The sequence below is a fragment of the Streptomyces sp. NPDC002680 genome (assembly GCF_042889145.1).
Taxonomy (GTDB): Bacteria; Actinomycetota; Actinomycetes; order Streptomycetales; family Streptomycetaceae; genus Streptomyces; species Streptomyces adonidis.
In genome coordinates, this window is the sequence record NZ_JBIAQP010000001.1 from 705,918 (window position 1) to 732,727 (window position 26,810).

Genomic DNA, 26,810 nt, shown 5'->3' on the forward strand with positions numbered 1-26,810 from the left:
AGATTCCTCGACCCGCGTTTCCCGGAAGGAAGTACCGAACACATGGCTGAGCAACTGGACGGCACCGTAGCGATGGTCACCGGCGCGAGCAGCGGCATCGGCCGCGCCGCGGCCCGGCAACTGGCAGCGCAGGGCGCCGCCGTGGCGCTGGTGGCGCGCCGTAAGAACCGGCTGACGGAACTCGCGGACGAGATCAGCGCGTCGGGAGGCACCGTGACGGTTCTGGACGCCGACATCACCGACCGCAAGCAGGCGGCCACCGCGGTGGAGCGCACGATGAGCGACCTCGGACGGCTGGACACCGTGGTGAACTGCGCGGGAGTGATGCTCACCGGCCCTGCCGACGAGGCTCCCGTGGAGGAATGGGAGCGGATGGTCTCACTGAACCTCATGGGGCTGCTGTACGTCTCGCACGCGGCCCTCCCCCACCTCATCAGCGCGGCGGAGAGCAGTTCTCGCCGGGTCGCCGACCTGGTCAACGTCAGCTCGGGCGCCGCCCGGACGGCTCGCGGCGGCGCGGCCGTCTACGCCGCGACCAAGATGAGCGTGAACACCTTCAGCGAAGCCCTGCGCCAGGAGGCCGCTCCGCACAACGTGCGGGTCTCGCTCGTCGAACCCGGCGCCGTGGACACGGAGTTGTTCGACCACCAGCGGCCGGCCGTCCGGGAGCACTTCGCGCAGTGGCTGGCCGACGTGGAGAAGCTCTGGCCCGAGGACATCGCGGACGCGATCGAGTACATCGTCACCCGGCCCCGCCGCGTCACCGTGAACGACATCATGGTCCGCCCCACCGACATGCACTGAGCGGCAGGGAGGGAGGAAAGCAGAACGATCATGCCTTTCGCGGACATCGGTGGCGCCGACGAGACCGACGTACTACTGCGGGTCGAAGGCCGCGCCGGCCGTATCACCCTCAACAGGCCGGAAAAACTCAACGCCCTCACCCACCCCATGATCCGTACGATCGACGCGGCGCTCGCCGCCTGGGCGCGCGACCCGGCCGTCGCGACGGTGGTGATCAGCGGCGCGGGAGAGCGGGGCCTGTGCGCGGGCGGCGACATCCGTCTCTTCCACGACGACGCACGCACCGGGGACGGCCGGGCATCGGCTGCCTTCTGGGCCGACGAGTACCGCCTCAACGCCCGCATCGCCCGCTTCCCCAAGCCCTATGTCGCCGTCATGGACGGCATCGTGATGGGCGGCGGGGTCGGTGTGTCGGCCCACGGCAGCGTACGGATCGTCACGGAACGCTCGCAGGTCGCCATGCCCGAGACCGCCATCGGCCTCGCCCCCGACGTGGGCGGCACCCATCTGCTGGCGCGTGCACCCGGCGAACTCGGTACGCATCTGGCGCTGACCGGCGCTCCGGTGGGTGCGGCCGATGCCGTTCTGTGCGGGCTCGCCGATCACTTCGTACCGTCCGTCCTGGTGCCAGGTCTCCTCGTCGCACTTGCCGGATCACAGGTGCCCAAGGCGCTCGCCCGCTACTCGGCGGAGCCACCGGCCGGTGCGCTGACCGGGCACCGGGAGTGGATCGACCACTGCTACGCCGCGGACTCGGTCGAGGAGATCGTGGACCGGCTGCTCGACTGCGGTGACCCGGAGGCGAAGGCCACCGCCGAAACCATCCTGGCCAGGTCGCCCACCGCGCTCAAGGTCACCCTTGCCGCGCTGCGCCGGGCCCGCTCCCTCGGCTCGCTGGAACGTGTGCTGGAACAGGAGTACCGGGTGTCGTGTGCGGCCCTCTCCTCTCCCGATCTGGTGGAGGGCATCCGGGCCCGGATCATCGACAAGGACCGCGACCCACGCTGGTCCCCGGCCTCCCTCCACGACGTCACGGACGAGACCGTGGCGCGCTTCTTCGCCCCGCTCGGCGAGCGGGAACTCACCATCACCCTCGATGACTCCCTGCAGGAGGTGCCCCAGTGAACGCACACGTGGGTTTCGTCGGTCTCGGCCACATGGGCGGACCGATGGCCGCCCATCTGGTCAAGGCCGGACACCGGGTACGGGGCTTCGACCTGGCGCCCGAAGCACGGGCGGCGGCAGCCGCGGCGGGCGTCGAAGTGGTCGCGTCGGCGCCGGAGGCCGCGGCGGGCGCCGATGCGGTGATCACCATGCTGCCCGTCGGCCGCCATGTCCTGTCCGTCTACCAGGAGGAAGGCCTGCTCGCGGCGGCAGCGCCCGGCACCCTGTTCATCGACTGCTCGACCATCGACGTGGCGGATGCGCGCGCCGCCCACGAGGCCGCCGTCCGGGCCGGTCACCGTGCCCTCGACGCACCGGTCTCCGGGGGTGTGATCGGTGCCGAGGACGCCACGCTGACCTTCATGGTGGGCGGCGGCGCGGAGGATCTCCCGCAGGCCGAGCCGCTGTTGGCGGCGATGGGCCGCAAGGTGGTGCACTGCGGTCCCGCGGGCGCGGGCCAGGCGGCCAAGATCTGCAACAACATGATCGTCGGCATCTCCATGATCGCGGTGAGCGAGGCGTTCGTACTCGGCGAGAGCCTGGGCCTGTCCAACGAAGCGCTCTACGACGTGGCCTCGACATCCTCCGGACAGTGCTGGGCACTGACGGTCAACTGCCCGGTACCCGGCCCGGTTCCGACGAGCCCGGCCAACCACGGCTACCGGCCCGGATTCGCCGCCCCGCTGATGGCCAAGGACCTGGGTCTCGCCGCGAGCGCCGCCCGGGCCGGCGGGGTCAACGCCGAACTGGGCCTGCGCGCGGCCGAGTTGTTCGCGGAGTTCGCCCAGGGCGCGGGGGCGGACGAGGACTTCTCCGGGATCGTACGAGTCATCAGGGAGGGAGAGAACACGCGCCGCCCGGACGCCGGTCCCGCGTGACCGGCACCGCAGCACAGACGAACTCCTCCGGCACCGACTCCGACTCCCTCCCCCGGAAACAACGAAAAGGTCGGCCCAGCATGTCGAAAGTACTCATCCTCGTAGGTCATCCGGATCTGTCCCGGTCGAAGTACAACGCGGCACTGCTCGACGGTGTCAAGGACCTCGGACATGTGACCGTGCACGATCTCTACGCCACGTACCCCGATTTCGCCGTGGACGGCGACGCGGAGCGGGACCTGCTCGCCGAGCACGATGTCATCGTCTTCCAGCACCCGATGCACTGGTACAATACCACCCCCCTCTTCCAGCAGTGGCAGGACATCGTCCTGACGCACGGCTGGGCGTTCAACTACGAGGGCAGACGGAGCCGGACTGTCGGCAAGAAGGGCATGGTCGCCGTCACCATCGGCGGCACACAGGACCAGTACACCTACGAGGGTCTGGTCGGCCGTACCGCCGACGAACTCCTCAACAACTGGGACAGCACACTGCGCCTGTGCCAGTTCGACATACAGCCGGCCTTCAAGCTGTACGGCACCAACTTCGGCGTCCCGCACGAGGATGTCGTGACGGCGGGCAAGCAGTACCGCGCGATGCTGGCCTCCTTCGCCTAGTTACTTCAAGGTCAAAAATTCGCTGTCGGCAAAGATTTTATGCCGTTCCCGCGCGTCCGGCGTCGCTACGATCGTCTTCATGACGAAAAGCGCGCGAAAGACCGCAGCCGAGTCCACCTCCAGCGGCGGGGCGAAGGGCACTTCGGCCGGTCGCCCCTCGGCCCGGCGCGAGCTCGTCGAGAACGAGATGTTCGAGCAGGCGTCCCGGCTGTTCGCCGAGCGCGGCTTCGCCGGCACCAACCTGGGGGACATCGCCGAGGCCATGGGCATCACCCGGCCGGCCCTCTACTACTACGTCAAGAGCAAGGACGAGCTGCTCGCCAAGCTCGTCGAGGAGATCACCGAAGGACCGGCGGCGGAGATCGAAGCCCTCGCGGCGGACTCCGACGCCGATCCCGCCGACCGGCTGCGCCGCATCGCGCACCTGATCACCCTGCAACGGGCGAGCCAGCCGAGCCGCTTCCAGTTGCTGCTGCGCTCGGAGGCGGACCTTCCGCCTGCCGTGGCCGAGACCCAGCGGGCCGCCCAGCGCAGCACCCTGCGCCATCTGATCCAGGTGATCGACGAGGGCGTCCTCAAGGGACAGTTCCGTCCGGTCGAGACCCGCACGGCCGCACTCGCGGTCGCCGGGATGTGCAACTGGGTGGCCTGGTGGCACCACCCGACCGGCGAGCACGGCCAGAGCCCCGAGGAGGTCGCGGAGCAGATCGCCGAACTGGCCCTGTCCATGGTGCAGCAGACGACCACGAGGACCCCCGGCACACCCGGCCCCAGGGCCGCCCTCGCACTCCTGCGCGAGGACCTCGACTACCTGGAGCGGACACTCGACGAACAGGCCCGCGACGACTCGTAGGATCCGAACCCCGACGACGTCGTCGGGACCAGGCAGAGAACCATTTTCCGGCCGCCTCGTACGGTGGCCAGCATCGGAGCCGAATGAGCCCGTCCACACCTCCTGCCGGGCGTCCGTTGCGTGCCGACGCCCGGCAGAACGTCGAGCAGATCCTCGATGTCGCCCAGGAGGTCTTCGCCGATCTCGGTTACCAGGCGTCGATCGCGGAGGTCGCCCGGCGTTCCGGTCTGGGCATGGGCACCATCTACCGGCACTTCCCGAACAAGACCGCCCTGGTGGAACACGTCGCCGTCAAGGTGATGCGGGAGAGCGTGGACGAGGTGCGACGCGCCCTGGCCGAACAACCCGCCACATGGGCCGCGTTCACCCGGGTGGTGCGCCACATGGTGCGCCTGCGGAGCAGCCAGCTCTTCCCCGTGTCCCGGGGGCGGGCCAAGGAACCGGGACCCGAACTGGCCGAGGTCCGCACCCGGCTCCTGACCGCCCTGGAGGACCTGGTGGCCAGGACCCAGCGTGCGGGGGCCCTGCGCCAGGACGTGACCGCCTACGACATCGTCCTGATGCTCAACTCGATCCCCCCACGCCTGCCCGACCCGGACGACGCCGGCCCGACGGTGGACCTGGGCGACCGCTGCGTCGGTGTCCTGCTCGACGGGCTGCGCGCCCCCAGCTCCGAGACACTGCCCCGGCCCGCGCCCAGCCGCCGCGAGATCGACCAGTTCTTCCGCACCATGTACGGCCTGTGACCGGCCCCCGGACAACGGCTGCTCAGAACATGGTGTTGTCGTTCATCGACGTCTCCGGAATGTCCTGGATGACATCCCAGTGCTCGACGATCTTGCCCTTCTCGAACCGGAAGATGTCCATCACAGCGGCGCCGCGGTCGGCCGCGTCGTAGGTCCGCTTGTAGTGCACCGCCACCAGGTTCTTCTCGCCGAACACCCGCTTGAAGTCGAACTTCAGGTCCGGGGACTGGGTGGTCCGCCACGTCACGTATGCGACGAACGGCTTCGTGCCGTCGGCGGACAGCGGGTTGTGCTGAATGAACTCCGAGCCGACATAACGGTCGGCAGCTGCCTGGGGCTGCTTCTTGTTGAAGGCCAGATCCAGGAAGGCAACGGCGACACGCTCGTTGTGCTGCACCTGGCTCTCCGGCCGGTGATGGCCGCGGCCGGCCTCCGGACTGGCCGAGGCCGTACCCGCGACGGTCAGCGTGACGGCGGTGATCGCACCCACAGCGGCCAGGGTGGCCGAGCGGCGAGAGACAGAGGTCTTCATGGTCATCTCCTGGTACTGGACACAATTGGTTCGCGCCACGAGCCGGTGAACCGCCCCGCAGTACCGACCGTAAAAGCACCTCTGCCAGGGCGGGAGAGGAGCGTTTGTCCATGGATTGGCGGTCCCTACTTGCGGCAAGATCTGTCCGCGTTGATGCCGGTTCAGGTCTGAACGGTGGCCAAGACCTTCTCCCCGTGCGCCTCGGCGCCCGGCGGCACATCGTTCGTCAATTGCTCTTCTTTGCCAGAGCGCGGTGAAGGCACAATTTGACCGTGAACTCCGATCTCTATCCCGACCTGGCCGCCGCGGGCAGCCTGGCCGCCGCCTTGGACCAGGTGGCGGCCGACCTTGGTGTCGATCTCGTGACCGTGCCCGGGGACTGGGGACCAGCCGTTTCGGCGGGCATCGCGGCCTTGGCTCCTGAACGTCAGCCGCTGTCCGTTCTCATCGGAGCCGAGAGGCGCTGGTTCGGTGTTTCCGGTTGGAGCCAGGGGATCGAACTCATCACCGGAGCAACCCCCGACCTCGCTGACGTCGTCCGGGCAGGCGTGGCGTGGGGGGAGGGCAAGAGCCTGCGGGAACTGCACGCGCAACTGCCGTTTCTGCACTCCAGCGAGCTTGCCGAGGCTCACGAACGCGGGCCGGCCGCAGCGGTTGACGTGAGCTGGCGTCTGCTGCGGGAACAGGCCGCCGCTGCGCCGCACTTCCCTGAGTTCGGCCTGCTCGTGGAAGCTGCCCAGACCGAACCGCGCCTGCGGCAGCTCTCCCCGATGTCCAGCCACTGGACGCTCGGGTTCAGCGCCTACACCGGGCACAGCTCCCCTGTGGTGGTCGCCATTGTCCCGTCCCACGCCGGACGCCCCTACCGCGTTCAGCGGTTTCTTCACGAGGGTGTCCTCGGCGAAGCTGCCACAGCCGACGAGGCTGTCGCCTTGGCGGTGGCCCACCTGCCACCGACCCTCGGCCCGGCCGCCGCCGGAAACGGCGAGTCACCTGCGTGATGCCCGCATCGGGAATCAGCAGTCCGAACTCAGTTACTGACGGCGACCACTTTCATGACCACATGACTCATCGCCAGACGGGCGCAGGCGGGGATATCCAACCGGTCACAGGTCGTCAGCGTGGCTGCGCAGTTTGCAATTCCGGTGAGACGAAGGCAGGCACGCCTTCCAGGCGATCATGAGGTGTCGAGTTCCTGATCCCCGCGACGGAAGACCGCGCCTGCCCGTTCATCATCGCCTGTCCCCACTGGCCTGGGCTGGCTCGCCACCGCCCGGCCTGCTGAGTCCGGGGAGCATCCGGGCCTGCTGGACTGCCTCGCGGCGGTTCCCGATCCGCGCCGCGACAGCAAGAGATCACGATCTCACTTCGCCGCTCCCACTCCTGCTCCTCCGCCAGTAGCCGGTCTACTGACCGCAACAGACCCAAGACACGAACTCCCTTTTCCCCCAGATCGGTCAACGCGACAGAGAAGGGAGAGCCTTCAGCCAGGTCGGGTGTCGTGCTGAAACGAAGGCCGCGGTCAGAGCCTTCGTTCATCTGGGCAACGTACCGAATCGGCAGACGGCCGACACGACGCACAGTCACAGCGGGTCAGCGTCGCACCCTCGGCATCCCCAGCCCGATCCACGAGATGATCTCCCGCTGGATCTCGTTGTTGCCGCCCCCGAAGGTGAAGATCACCGCCGAGCGGTAGCCGCGTTCCAGTTCGCCATGGAGGATCTCGCCGGCCGAGCCCTCCTTCAGGGCCCCGGGGGCGGCGACGATCTCCAGGAGCCAGGCGTAGGCCTCGCGGCGGGCCTCGGAGCCGTACACCTTGACCGCGGAGGCGTCCTGCGGGGTGAGGGTGCCTTCCTGGACGGCGTTCACCATCTGCCAGTTGAGGAGTTTCATCGCGTCGAGCTTGGTGTGGGTCTGGGCGAGGCGGCGGCGGACCCAGGGCAGGTCGACGACGCGGCGGCCGTCGGCGAGCTTGGTCTCCATCGCCCAGCGCTGTACGTCGTGCAGGGAGCGGATGGCCATCGTGCCGTGTGCGGCGAGGGTGACGCGTTCGTGGTTGAGCTGGTTGGTGATCAGCCGCCAGCCCTGGTTCTCCTCGCCGACCCGGTGGGCGACGGGGACGCGGACGTTCTCGTAGTAGCTGGCGGTGGTGTCGTGCGAGGCGAGGGTGCGGATGAGGGTGCAGGAGTAGCCGGGGTCGGTGGTCGGCATCAGGAGCATGGTGATGCCCTTGTGCGGCGGGGCGTCCGGGTCCGTACGGACGGCCAGCCACACCCAGTCCGCGGTGTCGCCGTTCGTCGTCCAGATCTTCTGGCCGTTGACGACGTACTCGTCCCCGTCCCGTACCGCACGCGTCTTCAGGGCGGCGAGATCGGTGCCCGCCTCCGGCTCGCTGTAGCCGATCGCGAAGTCGATCTCGCCGGCCAGGATCTTCGGCAGGAAGTACGTCTTCTGCTCGTCGCTGCCGTACCGCATGATCGTCGGGCCGACGGTGTTGAGCGCCATGAGCGGCAGCGGTACGCCCGCCTGTGCGGCCTCGTCGAAGAAGATGAACTGTTCCATCGGGGTCAGCCCGCGCCCCCCGTACTCCTGCGGCCAGCCGACACCGAGCCAGCGGTCGGCGCCGAGGCGGCGGATGGTGTCGCGGTAGAAGCGTTTCTGGGCGGCTGGGTCGCCGAACCGCGAGTAGGCGCGGTCCGGCACCAACTCGGCGAAGTAGGCGCGGAGTTCGGTGCGCAGTCGCTGCTGCTCGGGCGTGTATTCGAGATGCACGGCGCCTCCTGCTGGCTCCCAAGGCCGGACCTGACGGCGCACACGGTAGAACGTGTTCCAGAAATTGGGAATGGCGGTGCGTGGACGTGTGCGTACACGCCTGAGGGGGTCCCGGACGTCCGGGACCCCCTCAGGGCTTGGCGGTGCGCCGGTCATGCGGTTCGTGGCTGCGGGCCGGTGGGGGCTGGTCGCGCAGTTCCCCGCGCCCCTTTGGGGCGCTCCCGAACCGAACCTCTCAGTGCGCCACGGGAGTTGCCTGGGACTCGGCACCGCTGGCTCCCACGGCCGCTGTCGCCCTCGGCACCAGCAGCCGTTCCGCCAGCAGACCGAAGACCAGGCCGAACGCGGTCCACATGGTCGCCTGGATGGCGAGCGTGGCCACGCGGTACTGCCACAGCAGGCTCGCGGAGAAGCCCTCCGGGACCTCGTTGGTGAACGACGGCAGGAACGCGTACGCGAGTCCGACGGCCAGGACGAAGAAGGCGACAGCGGCGAGGGTCGCGTTCCAGTTGCCCAGGCTCGGTGCGAGTCGCTTGCCCAGGAGCACCGCACCGACGGCCAGCAGCACGCTCAGCGCGACCATCAGGAAGAACAGCGCGGTGCGCTGGTCGAGGGTGTTCGCATCGCCGACGGCGGGCGGGTTGGCGGGGTACTTGAGGAACGGCACGACGTACACGGCGAACAGCCCGGCCCCCGCGAGGAGCAGCGCGGTCGCGCGCGGCCCGAAGCGGCCGATCCGGCCGAGCGCGAAGCAGTACGCGAGCGCGGCGATACCGCCGAACGCGACGCCGTACATGAGGACACCGGTCCCCAGACCCACCGTGGACTGCAACGCACGGGCGACGAAGGCCTGTTCGGCGTGCCCGTGCGCCTCGTGCATCATCTCGAACGCGATCGCGTCGTCGACGAGCGGCTCGGCGAGGAAGTACGCGACGCCCCAGGCGAGCGCGCCCGCGACCAGGCCCGCGAACATGCCGCGGACCAGGAGGTTTCTGACAGTGGCGGAGTTCATGGGCTCGTACGTTTCCCTGTCGTCGTCAGTGGCAGGGGAAGCCGAGCAGGTGACGGGCGTCGTGCACCCATTCGTGCACGCCCTCGCCGGAGACCAGGGAGGTGGCGCCCTGTTCGGCGCCGACGAAGTAGAGCAGCACCAGCATCAGGACGCCGAAGAAGACCGCCCAGGGAGCGATCGCCCCGATCGGCAGCTTCGCGGGTACGGCGGTGGGAGCAGCGGTCGGCTGAACGGCGGACTGTGCCATGACAGGACCTCCTGGGGGAACTCGCGTCCCGTATCGGTGGTGCGGAGGACGACAGCCACGGGTCTGACTTGCCCCCGGACCGCACCGGGGAGGGTGCGTACGGGGCTTACAGTGGCGCGACCGTGCCGGATTCCCACCGGCTTCCGTCGAACCGTCGTCAATATCGACGAGAACGTACCGCGAAGCGGGGATCCGGCCAAGGGCGCATGGGACGGCGTACGGTGCCCCGGTGCGCCGTACGCTGCCCCAAGTTCCGTACATGACAACGACTTTGGGGCGGGAATGAGCAGCGCGGGAGCGACCGGATGACGAGCCGAGTGATGTTGATCTCACCGGCGATCAGCGCGGCCCTGCGGGAGGCCCGTTTCGACGACGACTGTCCCCTGGACGAGTCGGGCCTGCGGCTCGCCCGGGTGGCGGCGGGGACGCTCCCGCCGGTCTCCCGGGTCTGGGTCTCCCCCACCGTGCGCTGCCGGGAGACGGCTCAGGCGCTGGCCCTGGACACCGTGTCCGGCCCCGGCCCGGCCGGCCTGGACGCGGGCCGCTGGCGCGGCGCGACCCTCACCGAGGTGACGGAGAAGGAACCGGAGGCGCTGGCCCAGTGGCTGACGGACCCCCAGTCGGCCCCGCACGGCGGCGAGTCGGTCCACGCGCTGTGCGACCGGGTCGCGCGCTGGCTGGACGACACGGCGGCCCAGGTGACGGGCCGCTCGATCGCGGTCGTCGAGCCGGAGGTCGTACGGGCGGTGACGGTACGGGTGCTGGGGGCGCCCGAGTCGGCGTTCTGGCGGATCGACGTTCCGCCGCTGACGGCAACGGAGTTGAGCGGTCGGGCGGGTCGCTGGAACGTACGGGTGGGGGGGCGGCTCGGGGCGCCGCACGGGGAGTACGAGGAGTAGCGGGAGTGCCGGACGAGGGCTCTCTCAGCCACCACCGTCGCGCACGGCGCCCGGCGTCCCCATCGTCCGGATGAAGTCCGCGCATGCCTGGGCGCACTCCCTGCATGCCTTCGACGCGTCCTCGGCTCCGAGGTGGTCGTCGAGGATCTGGGCGGTTTCCAGGCAGACCGTGCGGCACCACTCCAGTTGGACGCGGAGCGCGGCCTCGTCCTGGGGCGCCTGTTCGGAGAGCAGTCGGCAGGTCGCGTCGCACACTTCCGCGCACAAGATGCCCTTCCGGCGTGCGACGGCGTCGTCGGCGGACCCGTCGGGGTCGACGAAGCTCGCGCGCCGTGCGGTCGCCCGTGCGCACTCGGTGCATGCCTGGGCGCAGACGAACCGGTCCTCCAGGAACCGGAAGAGTTCCTGTTGCGTAGGCGGAGGCTTGTGCGTAGTCGTAGAGGTCACCCCGATCGGGTTGCCGCAACCGGCCCCGACAAACCCGGGCACTCCCTTCCGTGTCAGCTGTCGTAGTCGACGGTCAGCGTCTCCGAGACGGGGAACGACTGGCAGGTCAGGACGTAGCCCGCGTCGACCTCGGCGGGTTCGAGGGCGTAGTTGCGGCGCATGTCCGCCTCGCCCGAGGTGACCAGGGCCCGGCAGGTGCCGCAGACGCCGCCCTTGCAGGCGAACGGCAGGTCGGGGCGGGTGCGCGCGGCCCCGTCCAGGACGGTGGTCTCCCTGGACAGCGCGGTCGTGGTGGAGCGGCCGTCGAGGGTGATCGTGACCCGGCTCACCGGGCCCTCGGCCACCGCGTCCGTGTGCTGGACCTCGTGGAACGGCTGGTCGTCGGCGTAGAAGAGTTCCTGGTGCACGCGGCCGGCGGGCACGCCCAACTCGCCCAGCAGCCGCTGGGCGTCGCGGACCATGCCGTGCGGCCCGCACAGCCACCAGTGGTCGGTGCCGGGGACGTCGACGAGGCCTGAGAGCAGCGCGGCGAGCCGTTCGGCGTCCAGCCGCCCGGACAGCAGTTCGGCCTCGCGCGGTTCGCGTGACAGTACGTGCCCCAGCTGGAAGCGCGTACGGTACAGGTCCTTCAGGTCCGCCAGTTCGTCGGCGAACATCACGGTGTCCGTACGCCGGTTGCCGTACAGGAGGGTGACCTGTGAGCGGTCGTCGGCGGCCAGGACCGACTCGGCGATCGACATCATCGGGGTGATGCCGGAGCCCGCGGCGATCAGGACATGGCGGCCGGGTGCGGTCAGGTCGGGGGTGAAGGCGCCGGTCGGGGTCATCACGTCGAGGACGTCACCCGGGCGCACGTCGTCGACCAGCCAGGACGAGAACAGGCCTCCCGGCACCACCCGTACACCGATGCGGGGCTGTTCACCGGCGGGGGCACAGATCGAGTACGACCGCCGCTCCTCACGCCCCTCGAACTCCCGGCGCAGGGTGAGCGACTGCCCGGGCGCGAAGGCGTACTCGGCGGCCAGGCCGTCCGGCACCTCGAAGCCGACGGTGACGGCGTCCGCGCACAGCCGTCGTACGTCGGCGACCTTCAGGGCGTGAAAGACCGGGCGGCGACGGGCTGTTGCCGCCGGGACGGTGATCGGGGAGACGGTCGCGGCCATCAGATCTCCTTGACGTACTCGAACGGCTCGCGGCAGGCGCGGCAGCGCCACAGGGCCTTGCAGGACGTGGCGGCGAAGCGGGAGGTCTCCTCCGTGTCCGCCGAGCCGCAGCGGGGGCAGGGCACGGTGCGCCGGGTGGGCAGCAGCGAGAGGGCGACCGGGCCGTGCGGTGCGGCGCCGGGCGGGGCGATGCCGTGCTCGGTGAGCTTGCGGCGGCCCGCCGGGGTGATCCAGTCACTGGTCCAGGGCGGATCGAGGACGGTACGGATCTCCACGCGCGCGTACCCTGCCGCGCGCAGCCGGGCGGCGACGCCGGCGCGCATCTCGGCCATCGCCGGGCAGCCGGAGTAGGTCGGTGTCAGGCTCGCGACGACCGTGCCGTCCTCGGTCAGCTCGACGCCCCGCAGAACGCCCAGGTCGGCCAGGGTGAGCATGGGCAGCTCGGGGTCCGGCACCTGGGCGGCGATCCGCCGGGCGCGCCGGGTATCGAGCAGGGTGCTCACCATGTCGCCTCCGGATGGGCGCGGGCCACGCTCTGCAACTCGGCCAGCAGCGGGGCGAGATGCTCGGTGTGCTCGCCGCCGCGGCCCGATCCGGGCAGCGGCCGGTACACCGGCATGGGCAGTCCTGCGGCTTCGGTGACCTGGCGCAGGACGGCGACGACCTCGTCCCGTACGTCGTACGCCGTGAACAACTCGCCCAGGTACGGGGCGACCTGCTCCTGGGCCCGGCGCATCCGCCGGTGCGACTCCTGCGTGCCGTCGCCCAGGCGCACCGCCCACTCGGCGGCGTACTGCCGGTGGTAGGCCAGCTCCTTCGCGCCCTTCGCCGCGACGGCCGCGAGCACGGGGTCGGGGTGCGACACCAGCCGCTCGAAGTGCGCGAGCCGCCAGCTGGAGAGCACCAGCAGTCGCACGATCGAGAACGCGAAGTCCCCGCCCGGGAGTTCGGCCAGGCGTACGTTGCGGAACTCGCCGGCGTCCCGGAAGTAGGCGTAGGCGTCCTCGTCGCGCCCGGTGCCGTCGACCTGGCCCGCGCGCGCGTAGAGCAGACGGGCCTGGCCGAGGAGGTCGAGGCCGATGTTGGCCAGGGCGACCTCCTCCTCCAGTTCGGGGGCGCGGGTGACCCACTCGCCAAGTCGCTGGGCCGAGACCAGGGCGTCGTCGGCCAACGTCAGGCAGAGGGCGGCCAGTTCGCCGGGGTCGACGCCCTCGGGCACGGTGGTGTCGACCCCGTACAGGGGGTCCTCGAAGCCGGTTCCGTAGGCCCAGCGGGTGTCGTCGTCGTGCCCCTCCGCGAGGGTCATGTAGACGTGGTCGTCACTCATGCCCTCTCCTTCAGATGTGCGGGACGTCGTCGGGGATGTCGTAGAAGGTCGGGTGGCGGTAGACCTTGTCGGCGCTGGGCGCGAAGAACGGGTCCTTCTCGTCGCGTGAGGAGGCGGCTATGTGCTCGGAGCGCACCACCCAGATGCTCACGCCTTCGTTGCGCCGCGTGTACAGGTCCCGCGCGTGGGTGAGTGCCATCCGGTCGTCGGCGGCATGCAGCGAGCCCACGTGAACATGGTTCAGCCCGCGCTTGCCGCGCACGAACACCTCGTACAGCGGCCACTCGTTCGAAGAGTTCGAAGACGTCCCGTCGCTCATGCCACTGCCTCCTTCGCGGCCCGCGCGCTCTGTTTGGCGGCGTGCGCGGTGGCCGCCTCGCGGACCCAGGCGCCGTCCTCGTGGGCGGTCCGGCGGCGTTCGACCCGTTCGGTGTTGCAGGGGCCGCCGCCCTTGATGACGCGCATCAGCTCGTCCCAGTCGGGGGTGCCGAAGTCGTGGTGTCCGCGCTCCTCGTTCCAGCGCAGTTCCGGGTCGGGCAGGGTCACGCCGAGTTTGTCGGCCTGCGGGACGGTCATGTCGACGAAGCGCTGGCGCAGTTCGTCGTTGGTGTGGCGCTTGATCTTCCAGGCCATGGACTGCGCGGAGTTGGGCGAGGCGTCGTCGGGCGGGCCGAACATCATCAGGGAGGGCCACCACCAGCGGTCGACGGCGTCCTGGACCATCGCGCGCTGTGCCTCCGTACCGCGCATCATCGTCATCAGCAGCTCGTAGCCCTGGCGCTGGTGGAAGGACTCCTCCTTGCAGATGCGCACCATCGCGCGCGCGTACGGCCCGTACGAACTGCGGCACAGGGGCACCTGGTTGCAGATCGCCGCGCCGTCGACGAACCAGCCGATCACGCCGACGTCGGCGAAGCTCAGCGTGGGGTAGTTGAAGATCGACGAGTACTTCTGGCGGCCCTCGATCAGTCGCTCGGTGAGGTCCGCGCGGTCGGCACCCAGCGTCTCGGCGGCCGAGTACAGATAGAGCCCGTGGCCGGCCTCGTCCTGGACCTTCGCGAAGAGGATCGCTTTCCGGCGCAGCGAGGGCGCGCGCGTGATCCACTCGCCCTCCGGCTGCATGCCGATGATCTCCGAGTGGGCGTGCTGGGCGATCTGCCGGATCAGCGTCTTCCGGTAGCCCTCGGGCATCCAGTCGCGCGGCTCGATCCGTCGGTCCCGCGCGATCGTCGCCTCGAAGTGCTCCTTGAGCGGCCCCTCGGCGGCCTGCCCGGCACCGCCCGTGTCCGAGGCGGCGGAGTGTGTCGTCGTCATCGTTACCCGCTCCCCAACCGACCATTCGTTCGGTACCCAGTGTGACGACTTTTCCGCGCCCGCACAAGCCGTCTCTCGCGGGGCTCGCGTCAGTGCGACTCCCGGCTCACCTCCGAGCCGCTGGACCCGATGAGAAAGTCCAGGTCGGCGCCCGTGTCGGCCTGCTGTACGTGGTCGACGTACAGGCGTTCCCAGCCGCGCCGGGGGTTGGCATAGCCGGTGACGGTGGCCGCGTTCGGGGTCCTGCGGGCGAGTTCCTCGGCGGGTACGTCGACGTTCAGGCGCCGGGCCTCGACGTCCAGGTCGATGACGTCACCGGTGCGTACGAGGGCGAGCGGGCCGCCTGCCGCCGCCTCGGGGGCCACGTGCAGGACGACGGTGCCGTACGCGGTGCCGCTCATCCGGCCGTCGCAGACGCGGACCATGTCACGGACGCCCTGTTCGAGCAGCTTCTTGGGCAGCGGCATGTTGGACACCTCGGGCATGCCCGGGTAGCCCTTGGGGCCGCACCCGCGCAGGACGAGCACGGAGTCGGCGTCCACGTCGAGGTCCGGGTCGTCGATACGAGCGTGGAAGTCCTCGATCGAGTCGAAGACGACCGCCGGTCCCCGGTGGCGCAGCAGGTGCGCGGAGGCCGCCGCGGGCTTGATCAGCGCTCCGTCGGGGGCGAGGTTGCCGCGCAGGACCGCGATACCGCCCTCGGCGACCAGCGGTTTCTCGCGGGTGCGGATGACCTCGGCGTCCCAGATCGGCGCGTCGTCGAGATGGTTGACCAGCGGTTCGCCGGTGACGGTGAGCGCGTCGGGATCGAGCAGGTCGCGGACCTCGCGCAGGACGGCGGACAGGCCCCCCGCGCGGTGGAAGTCCTCCATGAGGAAGCGGCCGGCGGGCTGGAGGTCGACCAGGACGGGCACGCGGGAGCCGATCCGGTCGAAGTCGTCGAGCGACAGGTCGATGCCCAGGCGTCCGGCGATCGCCAGCAGGTGCACGACGGCGTTGGTCGATCCGCCGATGGCGGCCAGAGCGACGATCGCGTTGTGGAAGGACGCCTTGGTCAGGAAGGTGCCCGGACGGCGGTCGGCGGCGACCATGTCCACCGCCAGCCTGCCTGTGCCGTGGGCGGCCTCCAGCAGGCGGCTGTCGGGAGCCGGGGTGCCGGCCACTCCCGGCACGACCGTGCCCAGCGCCTCGGCGACCAGGGCCATCGTCGAGGCGGTGCCCATGGTGTTGCAGTGCCCCCGGCTGCGGATCATCGCCGACTCGGAACGGGTGAACTGCTCCTGGGAGAGCGTGCCCGCCCGTACCTCCTCCGACAGCCGCCACACATCGGTCCCGCAGCCCAACGGCGTACCCCGGAAGGTCCCGGTCAGCATGGGCCCGCCGGGGACGACGACCGCGGGCAGATCCACCGAGGCGGCGGCCATCAGCAGCGACGGAATCGTCTTGTCGCAGCCGCCCAGCAGGACGACGCCGTCGATCGGGTTGGCCCGCAGCATCTCCTCGGTGGCCATCGCGGCCATGTTCCGCCAGAGCATGGCCGTCGGGCGGACCTGTGTCTCGCCGAGGGACACCACGGGCAGGTCGAGGGGGATGCCCCCGGCCTCGTACACACCGTTGCGGACGGAGGCGGCTACCTCGTTCAGGTGTGCGTTGCAGGGGGTGAGGTCCGAGGCGGTGTTGGCGATGGCGATCTGCGGTCTGCCGGTGAAGGCGTCGTCCGGTGTGCCCCGGCGCATCCAGGCCCGGTGGATGTAGGCGTTGCGGCCCTGCCCCTCGTACCACTGTGCGCTGCGAAGCTTCACCGTCGACCCTTTCCAACAATTGGTACAGTGGTCTACTCTTCGGAACCTGATGGAGCATAGGCAGATGCACGACGGCCCGTCAGCCCCCGTGACCGAGGAAGTCGCCGGTGGCGACGGTGACGCCGGGCGGCTCGTGGGGTCGGACCGGGTGCTCGCCGTTCTCAAGGAGCTGGCGCGGTATCCCGACGGCGTGGGTCTGGAGGAGCTGACCCGGGCGGTCGGCAGTCCCAAGCCGACGGTGCACCGCGCGCTGGGAGCCCTGCGCCGGGCCGGACTGGCCGACCAGGGCGCCCGTGGTCGCTACGTCCTGGGTGACGAGTTCCTGCGGATGGCCTTCGCGCATCACGAGGACCGTCCCGAGCACGTCCGCATGCGTCCCGTGCTCGACGCGCTGGCCGACCGGTTCGGCGAGACGGCGCACTACGCGGTCCTCGACGGCCGTGAGGTCGTCTACCGCGCCAAGGTCGATCCGCCGGACGGTGCCGTCCGGCTCACGTCGACGGTGGGCGGCCGGAACCCCGCCCACGCAACCGCCGTCGGAAAGGCGCTGCTCGCCCACGGGCTGGCGACGGTGGCGGAGGTCGAGGCGTGGATCGGCGAGACGCCCCTGGTCCGCCACACGCCCCGGACGCTGTGCACGGCCGCCGACCTTTACGAGGATCTGCGGGCCACCCGCGACCTCGGGTACGCCGTGGACGACCAGGAGAACGAGGCGGGCGTCAACTGCCTCGCCCTGCCCGTGTACGCGACCTCGCCGACGACTCCCTCCGGGGCCGTGAGCGTCAGCGCGCTCACGTACCGGACGCCGCTGCACATCCTGGTCGACGCGGTCGACGAGATCCGGACGCTGCTCGGCCCGTTGGCAGAGCCGCACCGATGAACCACCAGCAAGGATGCCGCGGCCTTCGGGCCAGGGAGGAATCAGACTCCTGCGGAGCAGAGCCGGAAGCGGGATTTCATCCCGAGGGCGAAACACCGTCCACCTGATCGGGTAGGCTGCGGGCAGTGCGTTGCGAGAACCAACCGCGTACGCCGTGCTGATCGAGAGCCAAGACAGCACATGCACCTCCAAGCTTTGCCGTACCAAACCGGGCTGGTTTCAACCCGGCTGGTGTTGATCGTGGAAGACCTGTTGGGTCGCTGACCCGCAGGCGGCGTGAGCCAGGAATCCCCCTGCTTCAGCTGGGGGAGGATTCAACAAGTCGCCCAACACCCTCGTCGGTCCAAACGACGACATACGCACCCCGCGCGGCTCCACCAAGACCGACTGGGAGGTGGAGCTCGCGATCATGATCGGCCGCCGCACAAGCTACCTGGACTCGGCCGAGGAGGCCGGGGACGCCATCGCCGGGTACACGGTCGTCAACGACGTGAGCGAGCACGCCTTCCAGCTGGAACGGGGCGGGCAGTGGGCGAAGGGCAAGTCCGCCGAGACCTTCAACCCGGCGGGCCCCTGGCTGGCCACCACCGACGAGATCGACGACGTCCTCGCGCTCGACATGTGGCTCGACGTCAACGGTGTCCGCCGTCAGAACGGCAACACCAAGACCATGATCTTCGACCCGTACTTCATCGTGCACTACCTGAGTCAGTTCCTCGTCCTGGAACCCGGCGACCTGATCAACACCGGTACCCCGCCCGGCGTCGGCATGGGTCTCAAGCCTCCCGTGTATCTCCAGCCGGACGACGTCATGGAACTCGGCATCACCCGTCTGGGCTTCCAGCGCCAGCGCGTGCTCGGCCCCCGGTGAACGCCCGCCGTCTCATACGCGCGTTCGTCCTGACGGCACCCGGGAAGTACGAGGTCCAGGAGGTCCCCGCCCCGGTGGCGATCCCCGGCGAGGTCGTCGTCGACGTCGAGCGGGTCGGCGTGTGCGGCACCGACATGGAGTTCCACACCGGGGCGATGGCCTACCTCCACCAGGGCCACTCCTCCTATCCGATGCGCCTCGGCCACGAGTGGTCGGGGCGGGTGGCTGCGGTCGGCGACGGTGTCGACCCCGGGTGGATCGGCCGCCGGGTCATGGGCGACACCATGCTCGGCTGCGGTGTCTGCCGACGGTGTCGGCGAGGCACTCAGCATGTGTGCGAGAAGCGGCAGGAAGTCGGCATCCGTGGCGGGCGGGCCGGTGCCCTGGCGGAGCAACTCGCGGTGCCCGTCTCCTCGTTGCACGTCCTGCCCGACTCCGTCGACGCGGTGCTGGGCGCGCTGGTCGAGCCCGGGGGCAACGCCCTGCGCGCCACCCAGGCTGCCGAACTACAGGCCGGCGACCGGGCGTTGATCCTCGGTCCGGGCACGATCGGGCTGCTGGTCGCCATGTTCGCCCGTGCCGCCGGTGCGGAGGTCCACCTGATGGGCGCGACCGACAGTTCGCTGGCCTTCGCCCGAGAGCTGGGCTTCGAGCACGCCTGGCCGGAGGACTCCGTCCCGGATCTGCCGTACGACGCCGTCGTGGACGCCTCCAACGCGGCCCATCTCCCCGATCTGGCCCTTCAGTTGGTCGAACCGGCGGGCCATGTCGTCTACATCGGCCTGTCCGGCACACCGAGCCGGATCGACACACGCACACTCGTCCTCAAGGACGTCACGGCGGTCGGGGTCCTGTCCGCCTCCCCCGGTCTCGACGCCACCATCCGCGCGTACGCCGAGGGTTCGGTCGATCCGAGGCCACTGGTCGCCGCGACGGTGGGCCTGGACCAGGTCGGGGCGATCCTCGCGGGTGAGCGTCCGGCGGGCGCGGGTCCTGGGCCGAAGTTCCATGTGGACCCGGGTCTGGGGTAAGGCCGTTGGTCGGGCAGGTGTCGGCCGTGCGCATCGGCGCGGCCCTGCGCGCACGTGGAGCGGGTCCGTCGAAGCGCTTCGACAATCGTGGCTTGCAGACCTGTTGACAGGCGAATGACCTGCATGTCACCTTCGAAGCGCTTCAACAGTCCAGGCCCCGCGACCGCCCTCCGTACCGCCACGCCCGCTCACCCCGGAACGGACGACCATGGCATTCTTCGACAACCCCGTGATCCCCGGCTTCAGCCCGGACCCGAGCATCTGCCGGGTCGGTGACGACTACTACGTGGCGACGTCGAGCTTCGAGTACGTGCCGGGCGTACCGGTCTGGCACAGCCGTGATCTGGTGCACTGGCGGCTCGTCGGACATGCGCTGGACCGGCCCTCGCAGCTCGCCCTGCCCGACACGGCCGCGTCCTCCACGGGCGTGTACGCGCCCACGCTGCGCCACCACGACGGCCTGTTCTGGCTGATCACCACCGTGGTCGCCGGAGCGGGCAACGTCCTGGTGACCGCCGAGGATCCCGCCGGACCATGGTCGGACCCGGTGCCGGTCGGCGTGCCGGGCATCGACCCCGACCTCGCCTGGGAGGAGGACGGGACCTGCTGGTGCGTGTTCTCCGACGGCGGGATCCGCGGGGTGCGGATCGACCCGAAGTCCGGGGAGCTGCTGGGCGATCCGGTGCCGATGTGGTCGGGCAGCGGACTGCAGTATCCCGAGGGGCCGCATCTGTACCGGATCGGCGAGTGGTGGTACCTGCTGCTGTCGGAGGGCGGCACGGAACGCGGGCACGCGCTGTCGCTCGCCCGCGCCCGTGCCCTGCCGGGGCCGTTCGAGCCGCACCCGGCCAACCCCGTGCTGTCGCACCGCAGTACCGGCCATCCGGTGCAGAACACCGGCCACGGCGACCTGGTCGAGGCGCACGACGGCACCTGGTGGATGGTGCTGCTGGGCACCAGGCCGCGCGGTGACACCCCGATGTACCACGGCATGGGCCGGGAGACGTTCCTGGCGCCGGTGCGGTGGGAGGACGGGTGGCCCTTGCCCGGGCCGGTGGAACTGCACGCCCAGGCCCCCGAGTTGACGCCGCACCCCTGGCCGCCGGAGCCGGACCGGGACGACTTCGACTCCCCCGCGCTCGCTCCGCGCTGGGTCTCGCTCCGCCGGCCCGAACCGGAGGCCGTACGGCTCGACGAGCGGCCGGGCCACCTGGTGCTCCACGCCCGCGCCGACAGCCTCGACACACCCGGCGCGATCTTCGTCGGCCGACGGCAGCGCGACGCGGACTGCACCGCGCGCACGCTGATCGACGTCACGGAGGGCGGCCGGGGCGGGCTCGCGGTACGGCTGGACGAGGCGCACCACTACGAGGTGGAGGCGGACGGCGGCAGGATCCGCGCGATCGCCAGGATCGGCCCGCTGCGCCACGCCGTCGCCGAACGGCCGGTGCCGTCCGGCCCGTTGACCCTGCGGATCGACGTGTCGACCTCCGACGTCCTGCCGCCCACGGTCACGACGCGGGGCAAGGGCGGGGAAGCGACTCCCCCGCCCGGCCTGCGGGCCGGCGGCCCCGACACCCTCCGGCTGGGCTACGAGACGGACGACGGCGACTTCGAGATCCTCGCCGAACTCGACGGCCGCTACCTCACCACCGAGGTCGCCGGCGGCTTCACGGGCCGTGTCTTCGGCATGTACGCGACGCGGGGCAGCGCGGCCTTCGACTGGTTCGAACTGCGCTCCGCCTGATTGCCCTTCAGCCGGGCAGGAGACCTGAAGGACGCCCACGGAACGTCATCGGGACCGGCGGCCGTGCAGCGGTAGGCCTCCGTCATCGATGCCTACGGCGGCTTCACCTCCGACTGCATCCTGGCCGGCGTCCGTCTGCCTCACCGGCCTGATCTGCGTGCTCACCGTCGGCGAGACACGGGATCGCGACCTCGAACGAACGGCGACGGCGTCGGTGGCAGGGTGGACCCTTCGGTGACGGCTCCCCCCTTCGTCCCACTTTCAGATCAGGAGGTGACCTGCCATGCCGGCAGCACCGACCCCGGCACATCCACCCTTCGTACTCCTGCACGGCGGCCGCCACGGCGGCTGGTGCTGGAAGCACGTGGCCGCCGCGCTACGGCAGGAAGGGCACGTGGTGTACACGCCGACGCTCACGGGTCTGGGCGAGCGAGCCCACCTGCTCAGTGCGGACATCGGCCTGGACACCCACGTTCAGGACCTTGTCTCCGTCTTCGAGTTCGAGGACGTCCAGGACGCCGTCCTCGTGGCCCACAGCTACGGCGGCATGGTCGCGTCCGGCGCGATGGAACGGATCGCCGACCGGGTGCGCAGAATCGTCTTCCTCGACGCACTCCTCCCCCGCACCGGCGAGTCGCACTGCGACATGGTCGGCCCCACCCGATCCGCCGAACTCGTCGCGATGGCGGAGAGCGGCGGGGAAGGCTGGTACATCCCGCCCTCCGACGCCTCCTGGTACGGCGTCACCGATCCGGAGGACGTCGCATGGGTCAACAGCCACACCACGGCACAGCCGTTGAAGACGTACCAGGACCCGGTGGGAAACACCGACTGCGCCTGGAGCCACCCCGGCATGTTCGTCGAATGCGTGCCGTCGACCCTGGAACCGCATGTCCTGGACAGGGTGCGCAAGCGGCATGCCGAGGACGCCGACTTCCCGTACCGCGTCCTCCACGCCACGCACGACGCCATGGTCACGGCACCCGAAGCGGTGACGAAACTGCTCCTCGACGCGGTGGACATCGCCTGACCTCCTCGTCCTCAGGCCCGGTGGATCCACGTCCCAGGGTGCCATCCGCCTCGGGGCCGAGGTACACCTCGCTGCGGTCCTTGAACCGCGCGAATCGCGCGCAGGGCCCTCAGCCACCTGGCGGACAGGCCGCCGAGGCCGGATTCCGACCCCGGCAACGGTCCCTCGCACACGCGTCACGTGCCAGACCGCGCCGTGCCGGGGACCCGTGTTCAGGGGTATGACAGGGCCCCCCACACACCTACCGGCAGGTCAGCCGCGCCCGCACACTCGAAACCATGACACGTGAGCAGCCCACCAGTGGGGGGACCGAGCTGGGCAGCTTTCTGCGCGCCCGCCGGGTCCGGATCACCCCCGCCGAGGCCGGTCTCCCGGTCGGCCCGGGGTTGCGCCGCACGCCCGGGCTGCGCCGTGAGGAACTGGCCACCCTCGCCGGCATCAGCATCGACTACTACACCCGCCTGGAACGCGGCCGGGAGACCCGCCCCAGCCCTGCCGTCGTCGATGCCCTGGCCCGTGCCCTGCGCCTCGGGGAGGACGAGCACGAGCACCTGCGTGCTCTCGCCGCCCTGGCCGCCCGCACCGCGCCGGACCCTCCGACGCCGCCCAGCCGGACCATACGGCCGGGCGTGAAACTGCTGTTGGAGAGCGTTCGGCCGAACGCCGCGCACGTGGTCGGCCGGACCAACGACCTGCTCGCCGCCAACCCCGGCGGGCTGAAGCTGCTGGCCGGAATCGAGGAGTGGCCGGTCAGACAGCGCAACATCGCCCGCTATGTCTTCCTCCACCCCACCGCGCGCACCCTCTTCCACGACTGGGCCGCCCAGGTCCGCGGCTGCGTCGCCCGCCTCCGCGCCCTGGCCGGCACCGACCCGGACGCTCCCGACCTGGCCCGGCTCGCCGGAGAACTCCTGCTCAAGAGCCCGGAGTTCGCCCGCCTGTGGGAGCGCTACGACATCAAGGGCCGCTCCCACGGCCGCAAGACCTTCCACCACCCCGACGTCGGCGACCTCACCCTCGCCTACCAGGCCCTGGAGCTGGAAGACACGCCGGGCCATCGGCTCGTCATGTACTACGCCGAGCCAGGTACCCCCGACTACGACGCCCTCGTCCTTCTCGACATGCTCGGCTCGCAGCCGAAGCCTTATGCACGGACGTCCTCCGGGGAGGAACCCACATCCACCTCCACCTGACCTCGACCTCGCTCAGCCGCTTCCCGCGGAGACGGGGACGCGCCCGGAAGGCCTCGGGTGTACATCAGGACTGGGTGCGCTGCTGTTCCGCGTTCGTGTCGGCGGCCTGCGCGGCAGGCTCCGGTGCGGTGCTGTCGAGCAGGAGCATGGCGTCGTGGTCGACGGTGCCCGGTTCAGCCGTGTAGACACCGAGGCGTTGGCCAGGGGTGTCGTCAAGATGCATGCTCTGGCCGCCGAGGGTGAGGATTCCCACCTGGGGGTGGTGGAAGGTCTTCCGGATCTTCTTGCGCCCGACGACGTCGTAGTGCTCCCACAATCTGGCGAAGTCGGGGCTCTTGAGGAGGAGTTCACCCACCAGCGTGGTGAGGTCGGGTGCGTCCGGGTCGGTGCCGGCCACGGCGCGGAGCCGGGCGACGCAGCCGCGGACCTGGTAGTCCCAGTCGGGGAAGAGGGTGCGCGCGGTGGGGTGGAGGAAGAGGTAGCGGGCCAGATTCCGCTGGCCGGCGGGCCAGTCGGCCAGGCCCGCGTACAGGGCGAGGCCGCCGGGGTTCCAGGCGAGCAGGTCCATGCTGCGGCTGACGACGTAGGCCGGGTTCGGCCGCAGCGTCTCCAGGACCAGCTGCAGATGCGGGCCCACGGTCCGGCTGGGCGGCGCCGAGGGCTTGGGGGCATACCTGGCGGCCTGGGCGGCCAGGTCGCGCAGGTGCTGGTGCTCGGCGTCGTCGAGGATCAGCGCACGGGCGAGGGCGTCGAGCACGGAGGGGCTGGGGCGGGTCTCCTTGCCGCGCTCCAGACGGACGTAGTAGTCGATGCTGATGCCGGCCAGCGTCGCCAGCTCCTCACGGCGCAGACCGGGAGTGCGGCGCAGTCCCGTGCCCACGGTGAGGCCGACACGGTCGGGGCTGGTCTGGTTGCGACGCGCGCGCAGGAACCGGCCCAGTTCCAGATCGGCGCTGCTGCTCTGCTCGGATGCCATGAGGGCCAGTGTCACACCGCGCTGACCTGCGTGGCAGGCGTGTGGGGGGCCCTGTCACACCCCTGAACACCGCTCCCTGGCACATCCCGGCCTGCCACCGCGGCCGAAAAGGCGCGAGGCTCGATGACTGTCACCCCCAGGCCTTCCCTTCACAGGAGAGAAACCCTTGCCCGCGTCCGCCCCGCCCGCATCGCTCCAAGTCGGCGCGGCCCATTCGTTGCCGGAGAGCGGGTCCGGCGCACGCCCTGCGCCGGCCGCCGTACTGCTCGGCTTCTTCACGATCATGTTCGACGCGATGATCGTGAATGTGGCCCTGCCCTCGATCGGGAGCGGGTTCGGCAGCGGGATGCCCGGGGTGCCCGCCGACCGGGCCGGGTTCGTCTCCGGGCTGCTGCGTCCCCGAGTCCCCCGTCAGCTTCATCAGCTTCCGGCCACGTGAACGACGCGGGCTCACGCCCGCCCCAACGCTGACCGGTCATTCTCCCCACCCCGTTGAGACAGAAGGAAAGTCCCATGCAGAACGTCACCCTCAACAACGGCGTCGAGATGCCGATCCTCGGGTTCGGTGTCTTCCAGATCCCGGCGGAGCAGACCGAGCAGGCCGTCACCGACGCCCTGGCCGCCGGCTACCGGCTGCTCGACACCGCCGCCGCCTACCAGAACGAGGAGGCCGTCGGCCGCGCCATCAAGAACAGCGGCATCGCGCGCGAGGAACTGTTCGTCACCACCAAGCTGTGGGTCCAGGACGCGCCCGGTGAGGAGAACACCAGGCGCGCCTTCGAGACCTCGCTGGCCAAGCTCGGCCTGGACCACCTCGACCTGTATCTGATGCACCAGCCCTACGGTGACGTGTACGGCCAGTGGCGGGCCATGGAGGCGCTGAACCAGGAGGGCCTGGCCAGGGCGATCGGCGTCGCCAACTTCTACCCCGACCGCCTCCTCGACCTGATCATCAACAACGAGATCACCCCCGCGGTCAACCAGATCGAGACCCACCCCTTCTTCCAGCGCGCCGACTACCAGGAGCTCATGCGCGAGCACGGCGTCCAGATCCAGTCGTGGGGCGGGTTCGCCGAGGGCAAGAACGACCTCTTCACCAACCCGGTCCTGAGCGAGATCGGTGAGAAGCACGGCAAGTCCGTGGCGCAGGTCGTGCTCCGCTGGCTCACCCAGCGCGACGTCGTCGCGATCCCCAAGTCGGTCCGCGCCGAGCGCATGGCGGAGAACATCGACATCTTCGACTTCGAGCTCACCGACGACCAGGTCGCGGCCATCGCCACCCTGGAGACCGGCGGCTCGCTGTTCTTCGACCACCACGACCCGGCGATGGTCCAGTGGCTCAGCGCGCGGCGCGTGGAGGCCTGAGCCGGTCGGCGCCTCCCCCCGGAGCGGACGCGCATGCCCGGCGCACGACCACGCGCGTCCGCTCCGGCCCCCCACCCGGCCATATCCCGTACGTCATGAGGAGAAGAGCTGTGATCACCCGCACTCTCGGTACCAGCGGACTGAATGTCTCCGCGATCGGACTCGGCTGCATGGGGCTCAGCCACGGCTACGGCCCGGCAGTCGACGACCAGGACGGCGTCGCCCTCATCCGCGCCGCCGTCGACCTCGGCGTCACCTTCTTCGACACCGCCCAGGTGTACGGCCCGTTCACCAACGAGGAACTCGTCGGCAAGGCCCTGGCGCCCGTGCGCGACGAGGTCGTCATCGCCACCAAGTTCGGCTTCTCCTACGACGGCTCCCGCTCCACCGGCCTGGACAGCCGCCCCGAGCACATCCGGGCGACCGTGGAGGACTCCCTGCGCAGGCTGGAGGTGGAGAGCATCGACCTGCTCTACCAGCACCGGGTCGACCCCGACGTACCGATCGAAGAGGTCGCCGGCGCGGTGAAAGAACTCGTCGCGGCGGGCAAGGTCAAGCACTTCGGCCTGTCCGAGGCCGGAGTGGACGTCATTCGCCGCGCCCACGCCGTACAGCCGGTCGCGGCACTTCAGAGCGAGTACTCCCTGTGGTGGCGCGAGCCGGAGGAGCGGATCCTGCCCACGCTGCTCGAACTGGGCATCGGGTTCGTCCCCTTCAGCCCGCTGGGCAAGGGCTTCCTGACCGGTTCGATCACCAGCGCCACGTCCTTCGGCGACTCCGACCTGCGCGGCAGCCTCCCCCGGTTCACCGAGCAGGCCCGTGCGGCCAACCAGGCCCTCGTCGACCTGCTCGGGTCCGTCGCCGAGCGCAAGGGCACCACGACCGCGCAGATCGCACTGGCCTGGCTGCTCGACCGGCATCCCTGGATCGTGCCGATCCCCGGAACCACGAAGGTCCACCGGCTGCGGGAGAACACCGGTGCCGTCGATGTCGAACTCACCCCGGAGGACCTGGCGGAGATCACCGAGGCGGCCGACCGGGTCGACGTCAGCGGGGATCGCTATCCGGAGCACATGCAGCGATGGATCAACCGCTGAACCGGTCCGTGGGCGGCCGGCGGACGACGGCGGCCGAGCCCCG

General features: G+C 70.3%; 28 protein-coding genes, 1 pseudogene and 1 riboswitch. Of the genes and pseudogenes, 17 read left to right on the forward strand and 12 right to left on the reverse strand.

All coding sequences use genetic code 11. From position 1 onward, the window contains the following. Positions 1-42 precede the first annotated feature (42 nt). The 6 genes from ACFYXF_RS03125 (at position 43) to ACFYXF_RS03150 (ending at position 5,062) form a co-directional block, all read left to right on the forward strand. The gene (locus tag ACFYXF_RS03125) at positions 43-804 is read left to right on the forward strand and encodes an SDR family NAD(P)-dependent oxidoreductase (RefSeq protein ID WP_389347552.1); all 762 of its coding nucleotides are present in this window, start codon (positions 43-45) and stop codon (positions 802-804) included. Positions 805-834: 30 nt separating this feature from the next. Further along, the gene (locus ACFYXF_RS03130; RefSeq protein ID WP_389347554.1) at positions 835-1,929 is read left to right on the forward strand and encodes an enoyl-CoA hydratase/isomerase family protein; all 1,095 of its coding nucleotides are present in this window, start codon (positions 835-837) and stop codon (positions 1,927-1,929) included. 32 nt (positions 1,930-1,961) lie between these two features. Then, the gene (mmsB, locus tag ACFYXF_RS03135) at positions 1,962-2,846 is read left to right on the forward strand and encodes a 3-hydroxyisobutyrate dehydrogenase (protein WP_389348451.1); all 885 of its coding nucleotides are present in this window, start codon (positions 1,962-1,964) and stop codon (positions 2,844-2,846) included. Positions 2,847-2,926: 80 nt separating this feature from the next. Next, entirely contained in the window at positions 2,927-3,463 is a 537-nt protein-coding gene (locus ACFYXF_RS03140) for an NAD(P)H-dependent oxidoreductase (protein ID WP_389347556.1), read from the forward strand. Between the two features lie 79 nt (positions 3,464-3,542). Next, a complete protein-coding gene (locus tag ACFYXF_RS03145) occupies positions 3,543-4,316 on the forward strand; it encodes a TetR/AcrR family transcriptional regulator (RefSeq protein ID WP_389347558.1) in 774 nt (257 codons plus the stop codon). 83 nt (positions 4,317-4,399) lie between these two features. Next, complete coding sequence (locus ACFYXF_RS03150; protein WP_389347560.1) at positions 4,400-5,062, forward strand: TetR/AcrR family transcriptional regulator; 663 nt, start codon at positions 4,400-4,402, stop codon at positions 5,060-5,062. A gap of 22 nt (positions 5,063-5,084) precedes the next feature. On the opposite strand, the gene ACFYXF_RS03155 is transcribed toward ACFYXF_RS03150, so the two are convergent. Further along, a complete protein-coding gene (locus ACFYXF_RS03155; RefSeq protein ID WP_389347562.1) occupies positions 5,085-5,594 on the reverse strand; it encodes a nuclear transport factor 2 family protein in 510 nt (169 codons plus the stop codon). Between the two features lie 272 nt (positions 5,595-5,866). Between ACFYXF_RS03155 and ACFYXF_RS03160 the strand changes: the two genes are divergently transcribed. Then, the gene (locus ACFYXF_RS03160; RefSeq protein WP_389347564.1) at positions 5,867-6,595 is read left to right on the forward strand and encodes a DUF6193 family natural product biosynthesis protein; all 729 of its coding nucleotides are present in this window, start codon (positions 5,867-5,869) and stop codon (positions 6,593-6,595) included. 592 nt (positions 6,596-7,187) lie between these two features. Here the strand turns inward: ACFYXF_RS03160 and ACFYXF_RS03165 are convergent. The 3 genes from ACFYXF_RS03165 to ACFYXF_RS03175 form a co-directional block, all read right to left on the reverse strand. After that, positions 7,188-8,366, reverse strand: a complete 1,179-nt coding sequence (locus ACFYXF_RS03165) for an acyl-CoA dehydrogenase family protein (protein WP_389347566.1) — start codon at positions 8,364-8,366, stop codon at positions 7,188-7,190. 235 nt (positions 8,367-8,601) lie between these two features. Continuing rightward, a complete protein-coding gene (locus ACFYXF_RS03170; RefSeq protein WP_389347568.1) occupies positions 8,602-9,378 on the reverse strand; it encodes a CbtA family protein in 777 nt (258 codons plus the stop codon). A 25-nt stretch (positions 9,379-9,403) separates the two neighbouring features. Then, on the reverse strand, positions 9,404-9,625 hold the full coding sequence (locus ACFYXF_RS03175) for a CbtB-domain containing protein (RefSeq protein ID WP_369029652.1): 222 nt from the start codon (positions 9,623-9,625) through the stop codon (positions 9,404-9,406). A 61-nt stretch (positions 9,626-9,686) separates the two neighbouring features. After that, positions 9,687-9,770: riboswitch (cobalamin riboswitch) on the reverse strand. A 160-nt stretch (positions 9,771-9,930) separates the two neighbouring features. Between ACFYXF_RS03175 and ACFYXF_RS03180 the strand changes: the two genes are divergently transcribed. Continuing rightward, the gene (locus tag ACFYXF_RS03180; RefSeq protein ID WP_389347571.1) at positions 9,931-10,524 is read left to right on the forward strand and encodes a histidine phosphatase family protein; all 594 of its coding nucleotides are present in this window, start codon (positions 9,931-9,933) and stop codon (positions 10,522-10,524) included. A gap of 24 nt (positions 10,525-10,548) precedes the next feature. On the opposite strand, the gene ACFYXF_RS03185 is transcribed toward ACFYXF_RS03180, so the two are convergent. From ACFYXF_RS03185 to ACFYXF_RS03215, 7 genes are all read right to left on the reverse strand, one after another. Continuing rightward, positions 10,549-10,971: a ferredoxin gene (locus ACFYXF_RS03185; RefSeq protein WP_389347573.1), complete on the reverse strand. Its 423-nt coding sequence runs from the start codon at positions 10,969-10,971 to the stop codon at positions 10,549-10,551. Between the two features lie 53 nt (positions 10,972-11,024). Further along, positions 11,025-12,134 carry a 1,2-phenylacetyl-CoA epoxidase subunit PaaE gene (paaE, locus tag ACFYXF_RS03190; RefSeq protein WP_389347575.1) on the reverse strand — a complete coding sequence of 370 codons (1,110 nt, stop codon included), beginning with the start codon at positions 12,132-12,134 and terminating at the stop codon, positions 11,025-11,027. Next, positions 12,134-12,640 (reverse strand): 1,2-phenylacetyl-CoA epoxidase subunit PaaD, encoded by a 507-nt coding sequence (paaD, locus tag ACFYXF_RS03195; RefSeq protein ID WP_389347577.1) that lies wholly within the window; start codon positions 12,638-12,640, stop codon positions 12,134-12,136. The genes paaE and paaD overlap by 1 nt, the downstream gene beginning before the upstream one ends. Continuing rightward, the gene (gene paaC, locus ACFYXF_RS03200; protein WP_389347579.1) at positions 12,634-13,461 is read right to left on the reverse strand and encodes a 1,2-phenylacetyl-CoA epoxidase subunit PaaC; all 828 of its coding nucleotides are present in this window, start codon (positions 13,459-13,461) and stop codon (positions 12,634-12,636) included. The genes paaD and paaC overlap by 7 nt, the downstream gene beginning before the upstream one ends. A gap of 10 nt (positions 13,462-13,471) precedes the next feature. Next, entirely contained in the window at positions 13,472-13,780 is a 309-nt protein-coding gene (gene paaB, locus ACFYXF_RS03205; RefSeq protein WP_389347582.1) for a 1,2-phenylacetyl-CoA epoxidase subunit PaaB, read from the reverse strand. Continuing rightward, positions 13,777-14,775: a 1,2-phenylacetyl-CoA epoxidase subunit PaaA gene (gene paaA, locus ACFYXF_RS03210; RefSeq protein WP_389347583.1), complete on the reverse strand. Its 999-nt coding sequence runs from the start codon at positions 14,773-14,775 to the stop codon at positions 13,777-13,779. Before paaA ends, paaB begins: the two co-directional genes overlap by 4 nt. A gap of 89 nt (positions 14,776-14,864) precedes the next feature. Further along, complete coding sequence (locus ACFYXF_RS03215) at positions 14,865-16,577, reverse strand: IlvD/Edd family dehydratase (RefSeq protein ID WP_389347585.1); 1,713 nt, start codon at positions 16,575-16,577, stop codon at positions 14,865-14,867. 49 nt (positions 16,578-16,626) lie between these two features. Here ACFYXF_RS03215 and ACFYXF_RS03220 point away from each other — a divergent pair, with 49 nt between their 5' ends. The 6 genes and pseudogenes from ACFYXF_RS03220 to ACFYXF_RS03245 all read left to right on the forward strand — a co-directional run bounded on the left by ACFYXF_RS03220 (position 16,627) and on the right by ACFYXF_RS03245 (position 23,329). Then, positions 16,627-17,457 (forward strand): IclR family transcriptional regulator, encoded by an 831-nt coding sequence (locus ACFYXF_RS03220; protein ID WP_389347587.1) that lies wholly within the window; start codon positions 16,627-16,629, stop codon positions 17,455-17,457. A 313-nt stretch (positions 17,458-17,770) separates the two neighbouring features. Beyond that, a pseudogene (locus ACFYXF_RS03225) lies at positions 17,771-18,328 on the forward strand (fumarylacetoacetate hydrolase family protein); the annotation flags it as partial. Continuing rightward, the gene (locus ACFYXF_RS03230; protein WP_389347589.1) at positions 18,325-19,359 is read left to right on the forward strand and encodes a zinc-binding dehydrogenase; all 1,035 of its coding nucleotides are present in this window, start codon (positions 18,325-18,327) and stop codon (positions 19,357-19,359) included. The pseudogene ACFYXF_RS03225 and the gene ACFYXF_RS03230, both read left to right, overlap by 4 nt. Positions 19,360-19,567: 208 nt before the next feature. Beyond that, positions 19,568-21,106: a glycoside hydrolase family 43 protein gene (locus ACFYXF_RS03235; protein ID WP_389347591.1), complete on the forward strand. Its 1,539-nt coding sequence runs from the start codon at positions 19,568-19,570 to the stop codon at positions 21,104-21,106. 283 nt (positions 21,107-21,389) lie between these two features. Continuing rightward, a complete protein-coding gene (locus ACFYXF_RS03240) occupies positions 21,390-22,136 on the forward strand; it encodes an alpha/beta hydrolase (protein WP_389347593.1) in 747 nt (248 codons plus the stop codon). Between the two features lie 278 nt (positions 22,137-22,414). Continuing rightward, positions 22,415-23,329 (forward strand): helix-turn-helix transcriptional regulator, encoded by a 915-nt coding sequence (locus ACFYXF_RS03245; RefSeq protein ID WP_389347595.1) that lies wholly within the window; start codon positions 22,415-22,417, stop codon positions 23,327-23,329. Between the two features lie 64 nt (positions 23,330-23,393). On the opposite strand, the gene ACFYXF_RS03250 is transcribed toward ACFYXF_RS03245, so the two are convergent. Further along, complete coding sequence (locus tag ACFYXF_RS03250; protein ID WP_389347597.1) at positions 23,394-24,305, reverse strand: helix-turn-helix transcriptional regulator; 912 nt, start codon at positions 24,303-24,305, stop codon at positions 23,394-23,396. Between the two features lie 166 nt (positions 24,306-24,471). On the opposite strand from ACFYXF_RS03250, the gene ACFYXF_RS03255 reads away from it, so the two are divergent. The 3 genes from ACFYXF_RS03255 (at position 24,472) to ACFYXF_RS03265 (ending at position 26,767) form a co-directional block, all read left to right on the forward strand. Further along, a complete protein-coding gene (locus tag ACFYXF_RS03255; RefSeq protein ID WP_389347598.1) occupies positions 24,472-24,744 on the forward strand; it encodes a hypothetical protein in 273 nt (90 codons plus the stop codon). A 74-nt stretch (positions 24,745-24,818) separates the two neighbouring features. Beyond that, positions 24,819-25,670, forward strand: a complete 852-nt coding sequence (locus tag ACFYXF_RS03260) for an aldo/keto reductase (RefSeq protein ID WP_389347600.1) — start codon at positions 24,819-24,821, stop codon at positions 25,668-25,670. Positions 25,671-25,780: 110 nt separating this feature from the next. Then, positions 25,781-26,767: an aldo/keto reductase gene (locus ACFYXF_RS03265; protein WP_389347602.1), complete on the forward strand. Its 987-nt coding sequence runs from the start codon at positions 25,781-25,783 to the stop codon at positions 26,765-26,767. Positions 26,768-26,810 lie beyond the last annotated feature (43 nt).